The following is a 12,846-nucleotide window of genomic DNA, read 5'->3' as shown; positions in this document are numbered from 1 at the left end:
GATATTGACAATTGTCAAATAAGGATCGACAAATGTCAATAACTGCAAAAACGAACAAGAGCCGTGGCCGTCGGGCACCGGCATGTCTCGGGAGGGAACCATCGATGAAGATTGCTCTCGGCGCGGATGGCGCGGGAAAGCCCCTGCTTGATGTCATCGCGCATCATCTGGCCGGAAGGGGCGACATTACGGTTACGGATCTGAGCCGGCCGGGCTACTACGCCGACATCTCAAAGGTCCTCGCCGAAAGCGTGGTCAACGGCGAATACGATCGGGGACTGTTGTTCTGCGGCACCGGAATCGGCGTGTCGATTTCGGCGAACAAAGTGCCAGGTATCCGCGCCGCCCTGACCCATGACACCTATTCAGCGGAACGAGCCGCAAGATCTAACAATGCTCAGATTATTGCCATGGGCGCCCGTGTGATTGGCCCGGAACTGGCTAAAGCCATCGTCGACGTTTTCCTCGCATCCAGCTTCGATCCAAACGGCCCATCGGCGGACAACGTCAAGGCGATCGATCGTTTGGACGCGAGGAGGGGAAATGCATCCAATACATGAGGTTGCTGCACCTCAGCGGGTGAGTTGACCTATCCGCATTTGTCATAGCGAACGATGGAGTGCGGCAATGGACTATTGCGCAATCGACAAAGAAGCTGCTCCGCCGGCGGACTTGGCCGGCCTCGCCGGTAAAACACGCTCTTCGGAGACGGGAGGAAAAAGTGTCGTCATATAGCCTGAACCGGCAGGCGCCCTTTCTGCTGTTGATCAATTGCGCGGTGCTCGCTGCCGGGGCTCTATTGGCGGGCTCCAGTTTCATCGACAGCTACAATCTGCAATCCATGGCGTCGCAGGTTCCCGAACTCGGCCTTCTGGCGCTGGGCGTCATGCTGGCCATGATCTCGGGCAATGGCGGCATCGATCTGTCGGGCATCGCCCTGGCGAACCTTGCCGGCATCGCAGCCTTTCAGGTGACAACCCATTTCATCGTGGCCGATGACGCACCGCTGCTGTTTTTCTGGGGCTTCATCGGTCTGGCGCTTCTCGTGGGCCTGGTCGGCGGCTTCGTCAATGGAAGCGTGATCGCCTATGCGCGGCTCACACCCCTGATCGCCACACTGGGGACGCAACTGCTGTTCACCGGCATTGCGGTGTTCCTGACCAACGGCTCCGCGATCACCATGGGCTTTATCGAGCCGCTGGATGATTTCGGCAACATGCCGGTACTCGGCATTCCCCTGTGTTTTGCGTTGTTTCTGGCAATTGCAGCCGGCCTGGCGTTTCTCTTGAAGTATACGCCGTTCGGCATGAAACTCATGTTGCTTGGAAGTAATTCCAAGGCAGCACGGTATGGCGGCATCAACGAAAAGCGCATGCTGCTTGTTACCTATACCCTCTGCGGCGTGCTGTCTTCCGTTGCCGGCGTCATTATCGCGGCCCGCAATTCCTCGGTGAAATGGGATTACGGCGGTTCTTATGTGTTGATCGCCATTCTGATTGCCGTTCTGGCCGGCGTTAAGCCCGAAGGTGGATACGGCAAGGTGAGCTGCGTGCTGCTGGCTGCGACGGCGCTGCAGATTCTCTCAAGCCTGTTCAACTTCATGAACATTTCCAATTTCTTCCGCGACCTTGCCTGGGGCGTCTTGCTGTTGGCCCTCCTGGCCTTCTCACGGGTGCATCTGGGCGTCTGGGTCAAGCCGAAGCGACGATAGCTCGGTTCGCGATCGGCTCGGCACCGTGAAGATCCCATAGAACCGGCAATGCCGATCTTTGAAGACGATTTTGCTTAAAATGGAGGAAACTATGAGCAAAATTACCAAACTGGCAGCTTGTACGATGCTGGCAGGCGTGTTGATGGCCGGGGCTTCGTTCGCTCAGGACAAGCCATCCATCGTGACGGTGGTCAAGGTCACCGGCGAAAACTGGTTCATCCGCATGAATGAAGGCGTGGATGCGTTTGGGAAGGACAATCCCGGCTTAAGCGCCAACCAGATCGGCCCCGCCAAGGCGGATGCGGCTCAGCAGGCCCGCATCATCGAAGATCTCGTCGCGAAGAAAGTATCGGCGATCGCAGTTGTTCCGATGGACCCGTCCGCACTCGAAGGCGTGCTTCGCCGGGCCTCTCAGCGCGGGATCAAGGTCATCACCCATGAGGGGGATAGCCTCAAGAATACCGATGTCGACATCGAAGCCTTCGACAACAAGGCCTTTGGTGCGCGTATCAACGAAAAGCTCTCCGCCTGCATGGGCAAGTCAGGCAAATGGACGTCGTTCGTCGGCTCGTTGGGCAGCTTGACGCATAATCAGTGGGTCGATGCCGGCGCGGAAAACGCTAAGAAATATCCGGGTATGGAACTGGTTGCCGCCAAGAACGAATCCTTCAACGATGCCAATCGCGCCTATGAAAAGGCCAAGGAGATCTTGCGCAAATATCCGGACATCAAGGGTTTCCAGGGCTCCTCTGCCATTGACGTGATTGGTATCGGCCGGGCTGTGGAAGAAGCCGGCCTTCAGGGCAAGGTCTGCGTCTATGGCCTTGGCCTTCCCAAGGATACCGGACCTTATCTGGAAAGCGGCGCCGTCAATCAGATCTTCTTCTGGGATCCCAAGGACGCCGGTTACGTCATGAACAAGGTCTCCGAGATGGTCCTGAAGGGCGAAGAGATCAAGGACGGGGTCAATCTCGGCGTGCCGGGCTATGAAAAGATGACCGTCATAAAGGGACCGGGCAAGGGCATCATCATGCAGGGCCAGGCCTGGGTGGATGTCGACAAGTCCAACTACAAGCAGTTCCCGTTCTGACAACGAGCATCGCTCACCGATGCGTCTTCCGATGGGCGTCGATCCCGTCATGGAAGGCGCATCGGGGAGTTTTAGGAATTTGCCATGCACGCGACCGATCCTACGCCGCGCCTTTTGCCGCCGTTTCTCGAGGTTAGAAACGTCAGGAAGTCCTTTGGCGGCGTTATGGCGCTGAAGGATGTCAGCCTGACGATCGAGGGGGGGCAGATCTATCACCTGATGGGGGAGAATGGCTGCGGCAAGAGTACGCTGATCAAGATCCTTTCCGGCGCCCAGCTTGCCGACGAGGGGCAAATTCTGATCGATGGCCAGTCGACCGGAAGTAAAGCCGGAGATCTGGGCGCGATCGGGGCGCTACGGGCCGGCATCGAGACGGTCTATCAGGACCTGTCGCTCCTGCCCAACCTCTCGGTTGCCGAAAACGTCGCGTTTACCGAGCAACTCGTCGAGGCGTCGGGACGTCTGGTTCGCAGACTGAATGTCACGGCGCTTCATGAAACGGCGCGCCGGGCCTTGGCGGAAGTGCATCTTCCGACCGGTAGTGATTTTCTCACGCGTCGCACGGACACGCTGCCGCTTGCAACGCGCCAACTGATTGCCATCGCCCGCGCTATCGCGTCCGAAGCGCGCCTGGTCATCATGGACGAGCCAACGACGTCGCTTACGCGGCAGGAAGTCGAGAATTTGCTGGGCGTTGTCGAGCGGCTACTCGCCAAAGGTGTCGCGGTTTTGTTCGTCACGCATAAGCTCGACGAGTGCAAACTACTCGGGGGCCGCGCAATCATCATGCGCGACGGGCTGAAGGTCGCCGAACTCGATGTCGCCGATCACAGCAAGGCTGAATTCAGTCAGCGGATGACGGGCCGCAAGATCGGCGAGACGCGCTATCGCACCGATCCAAACCTTGGCGACGTTCTGCTCCAAGTCGAGAAGCTCGAGGATGGCCGCGCTTTTCGAAATATCTCGCTGAGCGTGAGAAAGGGCGAGATACTGGGCGTCACGGGGCTGTTGGATTCCGGCCGCAACGAGCTCGCTCTCGCGCTGGCCGGCGTGAAGCCGGCGGTTGGCGGCAAGATACGCCTGGCCGGCAGGACGATTGCGCCCCAATCGACGCTGCAAGCCATACAAAATGGTATTGGCTATGTGCCCGAGGATCGCCTTACCGAGGGCCTGTTTCTTGAAAAGTCGATACAGGACAACATAACGCTGCCGATCCTGGATCGCCTGCGCAATGCGCTCGGCATCATCAGTTCCCGCAGCGCCCGTCGCACTGCGGAAGCCAGTGTTACCGACCTGCAGATCGTCGCGCCGGATGTAACGGTTCCGGTGCAGTCCCTTTCCGGCGGCAACCAGCAAAGAGTGCTCATCGGGCGGTGGCTTACCATCAACCCGAAACTGCTCATCCTGCACGGGCCGACCGTTGGCGTGGATGTGGGATCGAAAGACACGATCTTCCGGATCATCCAGCGCCTGGCCGATGAGGGCATGGGCGTCATCATCATCAGCGATGACCTGCCGGAGCTTTTGCAGAATTGCGATCGCATTCTCGTCATGCGCCACGGCTGCATCGTGGCCGCGCACGAGGCCGAAGGGCTGACCGAAGACGCGATCTATCAGTCCATGGCCGGCACGTCGAAGGAGATCGCGCAATGACCGAGATTGTATCCGCGACCGCTGCCGCCCCCCAGCGCCGCGGCGTCGCACGCCGCTGGTGGGATTTGATGGGGCGCCGGCCCGAACTCTTCACATTGGTGCTGACGATTGCGACCTGCCTGGTCGTGATCGCCGCCAATCCCGACTTCCTCCAGATGAGCAATATCGTCGACATACTGCGCGCGTCGGTGGTGCGCGGGCTGTTCGCGATGGGGGTGCTGGTCGTGCTGGCTTCCGGGGGCATCGACGTATCGTTCACGGCGATTGCCGCTTTCGTGATGTATGTCCTGACCATGGTCGTGACGAACTGGTTCCCGGGCATGCCGATGACGGTCATCTTGATCCTTGCGGCTCTCGGCGGTGCGGCCTTTGGAATCGTAAACGGGCTGCTCGTACAAAAACTCCAGGCACCTTCGCTGATCGTCACGATCGGCACCCAATATGTCATCCGCAGTTTCTTGCTGACATTCATCGGGACCGCTCTGTTCATGAACATCCCGTCCGCGATGGACGCTTTCGGCAAGGCCTCGCTGTTCACCCATCGCGCCTCGAATGGCGTTGTGTCCGTGTTGCCGGCGACGGTTCTGGTTCTGGTCGTTGCCGCTTTCATCACTTGGTACATCCTGGAACGCACGCTGATGGGCCGCGCCATCTTCGCCATCGGTGGTAATTCCGCGATTGCCGAACGTCTGGGTATCAATCTGTTTCGCGTGCGGGTGTTCGTGTTTGCCTATGCCGGGCTGCTCGCCGGCATTGCGGGTGTAATCCACGTTTCGAGCAATCGCCTCGCCAATCCGTTCGATCTTGCCGGCATGGAGCTTGAAATCATCGCGGCCGTCGTTCTGGGCGGCGCACGCATCACGGGCGGCTCCGGATCGGTGGTCGGGACCCTGCTCGGCGTGCTGTTGATAACGCTGGTCAGCAACGTACTGATCTTCGTGGGTATTCCCAGCACGTTGCAACTGGCCATCGTCGGCATTTTCATCCTGATTGCAGGCACCATTTTCGCCTTGCGTAATCGCAGCTAGCAAGCGCCTGCCCACCATGTATCTTATTTCAAGAGGTTTCCATGTCTCATGATGTGTCAGTCATTGGGCTTTACATTCTCGACGTGCTCGGGCGGCCGGTTGATGCCATTCCACCTGGCGGCAATGTGGAGTTCATTGACGAAATCAGGCTGACGGTTGCGGGTACCGCCGGTGGGACGGTGGTGGATCTTGCAAAGCTTGGGCTGAATTGCCTCGCAGTCGGTGCCGTGGGCGACGACGAGAAAGCCGATTTCGTTCTTGCAACACTTCAGCGCTTCGGCGTCGATACGGCTCAGATGCAGCGCCTGACAGGTGTGCAGACATCGTCGACCATCTTGAATATTCGGCGCAATGGCGACCGGCCGGCGCTCCATGCGCGAGGCGCCTCCGATCATTTCGAGATTGCCGAGAGCGATCTTGATGCGGTGCTGGCTCCGGCGATCATTCACCTTGGCGGTACCGGATTATTGGCCAAGCTCGACGGCGAGCCGAGCCGCAAATTGCTGGCCGAGGCAAAAGCGCGTGGGCGGACGACAACGTTCGACCTGCTCGGTGCCAATGACGGCACGCTCGATCTTATCGCACCCCTGTTTCCCTATATCGACTATTTCATGCCCTCCATCGAGGAAGCGCGGCAGATTTCCGGCGCGTCCGGCATTGAGAGTGCGGGCCGGTTCTTCCTCGATCGCGGCGTGAAACATTGCGTGTTCACGCTTGGCGGTGATGGCGTGTGCTTCATGGACGCTCACGGCGAGATCGTTCGCCAGCCGGCCTTCCAAATCGAGGTCGTGGACACGACCGGGTGCGGCGATGCGTTCGATGCTGGTTTCATCACGGCCCTGCATCGCAGGATGGACCTGAAGACCGCTTTGAACTTTGCCCAGGCATCGGCGGCACTGGTGGCGACGGGTCTCGGCTCCGATGCAGGCATTCGGTCGTTCGAGGACACATTGGCCTTCATGAACACCATGCCGATCAAACATTGAAAACTGAAAAGGAAACATGCCGGAAATCCGGCCCTTCATGATCCCGGATGCCGGCGGCAGGCTCAGTCAAGGATGCGCTTCGTTCGGGCGAGCAGGGGGGCTTTTGCCGAAAGCCCAGCCGCGAGGCTTGGATCCCCGCCAGCGAAGATCTGCAGAACGACGACCCCGCGCCTACCGCGCAGGCGCGGCGATATAATTCCGCGCCGCTCTGGCCAGCGGTCTGCATGATCGAAACGGCCTCGACCCATCCTGCGTTCGACCTGATCAAGGGCTGTCGCCCGGTGCTTCGTGCATGCCAGCGCGTTTAGGGTAACGTCAAACGCCGCCGCTAGGCCGCTGATAGAGCCGGGCGATCCTTCTCCAAATCCTGCAACGCAAAGACCGTCAACACGGACACCCTGCCGTGAGGCGCCCGATGCCGATGATGTGTTCGTCCGAAAACCTCGATCGTTTCATGGCCCGTCTCCTCTGTCAGAGAGCAGGCTAACCTCAAGGCGAGGACTTTCCAGGGGAGCAGGTCACCGTGAGCCTGTCTGATCCCTTCTGTTTTTGCGGACTTTCACCGAAGCAACGTCCATTTCGGATGTATTCTTCGCCAATCACGAGGCAGGCGATCGCTTGAATCTGAGGATCAGGCTTGCCGGAGGCGACGCTTTCTCGCCGCGTCGCTCGGCACGGCTGTCACCGGCCCGCGGCCGGTCCTTCTAATTCTCAGCTAAGGCAACCCCTTCTACCATGGCTCGCGGCGAGGCGGTGTCTACGGCAGGTCGAGAAAGTTCCTTTTCAGCGATGGCAATATTGGAATTGGTTTCCCTAGGTGTCGCGGCACCCGCGCTAGGTGCCGCGTTCCTCGCCTCCGTCGTCGAGGTGGTCGAAGCGTTCACCATCGTCTTGGCGGTAGGCACCTTGCGGGGGTGGCGTCCGGCTTTAATCGGTACAATGGCCGCCCTTGTCGTCCTTGGCCTGCTGATCGCTGTCTTCGGCCCTTTGCTAGGTCTTATCCCGCTTAAGGTGCTGCAGCTTGTCATCGGTATTCTCCTCTTGCTGTTCGGCATGGGGTGGCTGCGAAAGGCACTCCTGCGGAGTGCCGACATCATCCCGTTGCATGATGAGGACGCCATTTTTGGATCGGAATCCGCTCGGCTGGCGGCCGCTTCCGGGCATGAAGCCCTCTCGTGGATCGCAGGGTTGACGGCCTTCAAGGCTGTTCTTCTCGAAGGCCTTGAGGTGGTTTTTATCGTCATAGCCGTTGGTGCTGGGCGTGGCCTGCTGCTTCCCGCTGCCTTGGGAGCGCTCGCTGCGTGTTTGGTGGTACTCGCAATCGGGTTGCTGCTGCGAAAGCCTCTCGCCCAGGTTCCGGAGAATACCCTGAAGTTTGGTGTCGGCGTGATGCTTTAAGCATTCGGTGTCTTCTGGACGAGTGAGGGCATGGGGGTACCGTGGCTGGGCTCGGTCCTGCGATTGCTTGGCCTGTTGCAGGCGCCTTGTTCGCATATCGGCCTTATGGAACGACCGATCGCTTCCCTTGCGCTCACCAATCTCCTGCCGATCAAATTCCCCCGGTCTTTTCCGAACCAGCCAGATGGGAGCCTCGACACGTTCGTCGCGCGGGCGCTTTTTTATAGTTCCGATCGTATGTCCGCTTCGTGGCGAAACATCTGCTGAACATCGTGAGTGCGGCAGGCAACTCGAGCCACATCACCACGCCGATCCAGATCCCGCGCGCCATTTGGAGGGTTCATTCAGGCTTGAATCCGACCACCATCGAATCCGGTCCCAGCAATGGCTCGACGCGTGTGGACACGAAGCCTGCTTCTCGCATCCAAGTCTGGCAGTCCGCACCAGTATAGTCGAAGCCTCCACGAGTTTCGATCAGCATGTTCAAACTCATCAGAAGGCCGAAGGCATTCTTGCGGCGTTCGTCATCGATGACGGCGTCGTAGACGATCAGGGCGCCACCTGTCGGCAAGGCGGCGAAGGCTTTTTGTATTAGCAGCTTCTTCTGGGCGAGGTCCCAGTCGTGCAGGATATGTCCCATCACGATCACATCCGCGTTCGGCATGGGTCCATCGAAAAAACTGCCGGCCTGAAAGCGTATGCGCTCGGTGAGTCCTTGTTGCGCGACGAATTCGTCGAATATCGGCTGTACGGCGGGCAGATCGAAGCCGATCGCGCGCAGATGCGGATGGCTCTGCGCGACCACCACGGGCACCATGCCCTGCGCCGCACCCACGTCGACAAAAGTCGCATATTTCGACCAATCGAACTTGGCTGCAATCGCATGTGCCGCGCCGGCGCTGATACCGCTCATGGCCTTGAGGAAGCCACTCAGGCGCTCGGGTTCCGCGTAGAGGGCCGCAAAGAAGTCTTCGCTGTGTTTGCCTTCGTTTTGGGCTTCGCCTGTGTGCAGGGCCTCGGTAAGCGAGCCCCAGAAACCATAGAGCCGGGCATTGGCCATTTCGAGGATACCGCCGATATAGGACGGCTTCGCCTTGTCGAGGAAGAGATCCGTATCGGGGGAATTGCGATAGATGCCATCGTCGCGCTCAAGCATCCCAAGAGCCACCAGGGCATCGAGGAAATCGCGAACCGCACGGGGATGCAATTCCAACTTGGTCTGCAGCGTCGGCAGATCGGCCGGTCCCGTAGCGAGTTCGGTGAAGACACCGAGTTCGACCGCACTGAGCAATGTCTTGGAGGCCCAGAAGCCCATGCCGAGCTGCATGATATTGTCTGGTGTCGTCGCGCCCATCGTTTGTCCCCCCATGGTTTGTGTCGTTGGACTGCTGTCGAACGGTAGAGACGGAAAGAATAGGAACGAGCATCCTTGGATGCGGATCGTGATCAGGTGCCGGCGGTTGCCGACGACATCCTAGCGCCGTGCAAAGATGATAAGGTATTTTGTAGTTTTGTGAAATAATTAAAAGCCGTATGCGCGTGGCATAAAAATAAATTAGAAAAATAGAGACGTGTTGGCGTGGACTAAAATTATCCTTGAGGGCATATTGTATGCGATGTCTTGAGTTTTTATTTGAATAAATGAAGATATTTTTTGTTTTTACAGAAAGTAAATTTATGGTGTGTGAATAACGTATGACCTAGAAGTAAGGGTTGGATATAAAACTCTCATCTTTTTGTTTTCTGGCAGCAACAATTGAAGGCGGTCGGCAATCCAAACGTAACTACGGACTCGAAAGGCAATCCCATCACGTTGCATGGCGTCCAGCGCTGGAGGAAGTTCGTCTCTAAAGCGATTGCTCCTGGGGCGCGTGGCTTCGCGATGTCGAAGCAGTTCGCTTCGCCAATGGCCACGCCCGAATGAGATCTATAAGGGCTCGGAGCCTTGCCGGAATATGTCGGCGTCCGGCGAAGTAAAGGCAAGGCCCCGGATAGGGCGGTGTCCAGTCTTCCAGAACCACCATCAGTCGGTGGGCGGCAATATATTCTGCGACCACCGGCTCGGCGAGATAAGTCAGGCCAACACCCGCTAATGCCGCTTCCAGCATCAGGCTGCTTTCATCGAGTGTCAGCGTACCCGGCACATCGATCAGCATGGTTTCACCCCGACGCTCGAACTCCCAGCGGTACAGCTTTCCGCTCGCCATACGAGCACGGATGCAGCGGTGACGGCTGAGGTCGGTCGGCACCTTGGGCACACCCCGCCTCTTGAAATAATCGGGGGTGCCGACGACCAGCGAGCGGATCTCCGGGAGTATGGGGACAGCAATCATGTCGGGAGGTACTGCCTCGGCGAGGCGAATGCCGGCATCGAAGCCTTGCCCGGTGACGTCGACCAGTGCGCCCTCTGTGACAATCTCCACCTCCACGCGGCGATAGAGGCTGGCATATTCGAGGAACAATGGCGTCAGGAACATTCTTGCCGCACCGAGTGAGGTGTTGATGCGCAACGTGCCGGTGGGCTCGGCACTGTGTTCGCCGGCGTGATCGATCGCGTCTTCGATGGCCGTCAGAGCCGGCGTGATCTCCCCAACGAACTGTTCCCCCGCCGGTGACAATGCGACGCTACGGGTCGTCCGGTTGAATAGCCTTACGCCCAGTCTTTCTTCCAGTGTCGCGATGGCGTGGCTAAGCGCGGAAGAGGATATACCGAGTTCTCGCGCCGCAGCGCGGAAACCGCCCGAGCGGGCGACCGCAGCGACCGCTTCCAGTTCGACCAGGCTGGCCTTTGCCATTGCGCGATATCCTTCATCAGACTGTCCCGCTTTGGCCTTCTTATCAGATCAGTGGTCGTGGGACATATAGGCCTTCACCAGCCTTCAATGTGGAGCCCTTTCCAATGCGCAATATCGACACGATCTATATCGACGGCGCCTTTATCAGGCCGCAGGGCGAGGAGCGCTCGTCCTTGTTCAATCCGGCCACCGAGGAGCAGATCGGTACCGTCCGCCTCGCGGATGCGCGTGACGTTGATACGGCCGTCGCTGCCGCCAAGCGTGCCTTTTCCGACATGGCGCGTACGTCGAAGGCCGAGCGCATCGCCATGCTCAAGCGGCTTTCCGCCGTCGTGGCCGCTCGCAGCGATGATCTCGTTGCGACGATGACCGAGGAATATGGCGCACCTGCCATTTTCACAAGCTTTGCCGTGCCGCATGCAGCGTCCGTTTTCCTCGACATGGCGGAGACACTGGAGGGATATCAGTTCCGCCGCACTATCGGTCGCGCGGAAGTAGAGATGCGCGCATCCGGCATCGCCGCGGCGATCACGCCCTGGAACAGCAATTACGGCTTCATCTGCTCCAAGCTCGCAACCGCAATCGCGGCCGGCACCACGATCGTCATCAAGCCTTCTGAGATGAGCGCGCTCCAGACGCAACTCCTCCTGCAATGCCTGCATGAGGCCGGGCTGCCGCGCGGTGTGTTCAACATTGTCAATGGCATTGGTTCAGTGGCAGGCGCCGCCCTCAGCGCGCATCCGGACATCGCAAAGATCAGCTTCACCGGCTCCACCGCCAGCGGCCGGGCGATCCTCGCTGCGGCGGCCCAGACGATCAAGCGGGTAACACTCGAACTAGGCGGCAAAAGCCCGACCATCATTCTCGACGATGCCGATCTGGATCGCACGATCCCGCAGGTACTGATGACAGGTTTCGGCAACAGCGGGCAGGCCTGCATCGACGGCACGCGCATCCTCGTGCCCGAACGCCGTCTCGACGAGATTTTGGAGCGACTGAAGGCGGCAGGCGCCGCGATGAAGGTCGGTCCCGCCAATGATCCCGCCGTCCAGATTGGCCCGATGGTCAGCCTGAAACAGTGGGAACGCGTCCAGTCTTACATTCGGCTCGGGCAGGAAGAAGGAGCCACATTGCTCATCGGCGGTGAGGGGCGCCCCGATCATCTTGATCGGGGCTGGTTCGTCCGCCCGACTATCTTCACAGGCGTCACCAACCAGATGCGGATCGCGCGCGAGGAGATATTTGGACCGGTGCTTTGCGTGATCTCCTATCGGGACGAGGCAGAGGCCATCGCGATCGCCAACGACACCGATTACGGGTTGGCGGCCTATGTCCAGTCTTCCGATCCGGAACGGGCACGCCGGGTCGCGGGACAACTGGAGGCCGGACGTGTCGCGATCAATGGCGCCCCGCACGAGCCGCTTGCGCCTTTCGGTGGGTTCAAGCAGTCGGGCATTGGCCGCGAATTCGGGCCATTCGGATTGGAAGCCTTCCTCGAACCCCGCGCGATCATCACCTGAAGCCTACCGACTTTCGAGGGAAGGTGCGGTCCTCCTTCCGTCACTGATGCAAAGCGATGGCTTGGTCGAGTCGGCCGGCGGCTCAGACGCTGTCTTGTGGGGGCTTCTGCCTTTCTGCCCCCACAACGGCATGAGGCTCAGGCGGGCCTCAGCCAAAGGTAAACGCAAAGGCCTGGGCGCCCGGATCGAGAAACTCGATCTGGAACGTTTGATCGCCAATCGGCTCATCTTGTCGAACCAGTTGGTAGAGGCGCTGGCCAACGATTGTGCCGTTACCCTCGGCATCGATATCTACTCCGTGAGCCGCACCCGGTGCCTTGCCGTCGATCAGCACCCGAAAACGTACAAGCTTGCTGTCGGCGCCAGGACCGAGGACCAGATGCAGGTCACGAGCATGGAAGCGAAAGGTGATGCCACCGTTGGCGGCATTGAGAGAGGCGCTCTCTTTCTCGACCGTCCAATTTCCGCTGAGCGTCCACTGATTGATGTCGAGACTACCGGCTTTGGCATAGACCTGCGGTTTGTTGACGATCATCCTTGACGGCGACACGAAATTGTCCGCACGCTCATAGCCGATATAGGTCTCGGGAGAGACGACGTTGACGGTATCGGCTGCTGCCTCTACCCCTTGGACCGACAGCCTACTACCGAAACGTCTGCAACAG

Annotated in this window: 11 protein-coding genes; 8 read left to right on the top strand and 3 right to left on the bottom strand. The window is 59.1% G+C overall.

What is annotated here, in order from left to right; all coding sequences use genetic code 11:
- The first annotated feature begins 104 nt into the window (after positions 1-104).
- The 7 genes from derI to ACR9ZN_RS05585 all read left to right on the top strand — a co-directional run bounded on the left by derI (position 105) and on the right by ACR9ZN_RS05585 (position 7,866).
- Complete coding sequence (gene derI, locus ACR9ZN_RS05615) at positions 105-560, top strand: D-erythrulose-4-phosphate isomerase (protein ID WP_434961235.1); 456 nt, start codon at positions 105-107, stop codon at positions 558-560.
- A 161-nt stretch (positions 561-721) separates the two neighbouring features.
- Positions 722-1,711, top strand: coding sequence for an ABC transporter permease (locus ACR9ZN_RS05610; protein ID WP_454817234.1), 990 nt, complete (start codon positions 722-724; stop codon positions 1,709-1,711).
- 91 nt (positions 1,712-1,802) lie between these two features.
- Entirely contained in the window at positions 1,803-2,801 is a 999-nt protein-coding gene (locus tag ACR9ZN_RS05605; protein ID WP_441774260.1) for an autoinducer 2 ABC transporter substrate-binding protein, read from the top strand.
- Between the two features lie 84 nt (positions 2,802-2,885).
- Positions 2,886-4,454 (top strand): sugar ABC transporter ATP-binding protein, encoded by a 1,569-nt coding sequence (locus ACR9ZN_RS05600; protein ID WP_481271564.1) that lies wholly within the window; start codon positions 2,886-2,888, stop codon positions 4,452-4,454.
- The gene (locus tag ACR9ZN_RS05595; RefSeq protein ID WP_454817238.1) at positions 4,451-5,482 is read left to right on the top strand and encodes an ABC transporter permease; all 1,032 of its coding nucleotides are present in this window, start codon (positions 4,451-4,453) and stop codon (positions 5,480-5,482) included. Before ACR9ZN_RS05600 ends, ACR9ZN_RS05595 begins: the two co-directional genes overlap by 4 nt.
- Before the next feature lie 41 nt (positions 5,483-5,523).
- A complete protein-coding gene (locus tag ACR9ZN_RS05590) occupies positions 5,524-6,468 on the top strand; it encodes a carbohydrate kinase family protein (RefSeq protein ID WP_441774263.1) in 945 nt (314 codons plus the stop codon).
- A gap of 798 nt (positions 6,469-7,266) precedes the next feature.
- On the top strand, positions 7,267-7,866 hold the full coding sequence (locus ACR9ZN_RS05585; RefSeq protein ID WP_481271563.1) for a COG4280 domain-containing protein: 600 nt from the start codon (positions 7,267-7,269) through the stop codon (positions 7,864-7,866).
- Positions 7,867-8,206: 340 nt separating this feature from the next.
- Here the strand turns inward: ACR9ZN_RS05585 and ACR9ZN_RS05580 are convergent, their stop codons facing one another.
- Entirely contained in the window at positions 8,207-9,220 is a 1,014-nt protein-coding gene (locus ACR9ZN_RS05580) for a methyltransferase (RefSeq protein ID WP_454817240.1), read from the bottom strand.
- A 493-nt stretch (positions 9,221-9,713) separates the two neighbouring features.
- Positions 9,714-10,661: a LysR family transcriptional regulator gene (locus tag ACR9ZN_RS05575; RefSeq protein WP_454817242.1), complete on the bottom strand. Its 948-nt coding sequence runs from the start codon at positions 10,659-10,661 to the stop codon at positions 9,714-9,716.
- A gap of 104 nt (positions 10,662-10,765) precedes the next feature.
- Between ACR9ZN_RS05575 and ACR9ZN_RS05570 the strand changes: the two genes are divergently transcribed.
- Positions 10,766-12,181 (top strand): aldehyde dehydrogenase family protein, encoded by a 1,416-nt coding sequence (locus tag ACR9ZN_RS05570; RefSeq protein ID WP_481271562.1) that lies wholly within the window; start codon positions 10,766-10,768, stop codon positions 12,179-12,181.
- A 148-nt stretch (positions 12,182-12,329) separates the two neighbouring features.
- Here ACR9ZN_RS05570 and ACR9ZN_RS05565 read toward each other — a convergent pair whose 3' ends face one another.
- Positions 12,330-12,821 (bottom strand): hypothetical protein, encoded by a 492-nt coding sequence (locus ACR9ZN_RS05565; protein WP_481271960.1) that lies wholly within the window; start codon positions 12,819-12,821, stop codon positions 12,330-12,332.
- Positions 12,822-12,846 lie beyond the last annotated feature (25 nt).

The organism is Labrys sp. HAY1-8F (genome assembly GCF_056754975.1).
The sequence above is the reverse complement of the archived record's forward strand: the minus strand, read 5'-3'. Positions and strand labels throughout refer to the sequence as shown.

What these genes read in the sequence shown, in the direction of transcription:
- derI (WP_434961235.1), top strand. Translation starts at nt 105, where the DNA reads ATGAAGATTGCTCTCGGCGCGGATGGCGCGGGAAAGCCCCTGCTTGAT.
- ACR9ZN_RS05605 (WP_441774260.1), top strand. Translation starts at nt 1,803, where the DNA reads ATGAGCAAAATTACCAAACTGGCAGCTTGTACGATGCTGGCAGGCGTG.
- ACR9ZN_RS05600 (WP_481271564.1), top strand. Translation starts at nt 2,886, where the DNA reads ATGCACGCGACCGATCCTACGCCGCGCCTTTTGCCGCCGTTTCTCGAG.
- ACR9ZN_RS05595 (WP_454817238.1), top strand. Translation starts at nt 4,451, where the DNA reads ATGACCGAGATTGTATCCGCGACCGCTGCCGCCCCCCAGCGCCGCGGC.
- ACR9ZN_RS05590 (WP_441774263.1), top strand. Translation starts at nt 5,524, where the DNA reads ATGTCTCATGATGTGTCAGTCATTGGGCTTTACATTCTCGACGTGCTC.
- ACR9ZN_RS05580 (WP_454817240.1), bottom strand. Translation starts at nt 9,220, where the DNA reads ATGGGCGCGACGACACCAGACAATATCATGCAGCTCGGCATGGGCTTC.
- ACR9ZN_RS05575 (WP_454817242.1), bottom strand. Translation starts at nt 10,661, where the DNA reads ATGGCAAAGGCCAGCCTGGTCGAACTGGAAGCGGTCGCTGCGGTCGCC.
- ACR9ZN_RS05570 (WP_481271562.1), top strand. Translation starts at nt 10,766, where the DNA reads ATGCGCAATATCGACACGATCTATATCGACGGCGCCTTTATCAGGCCG.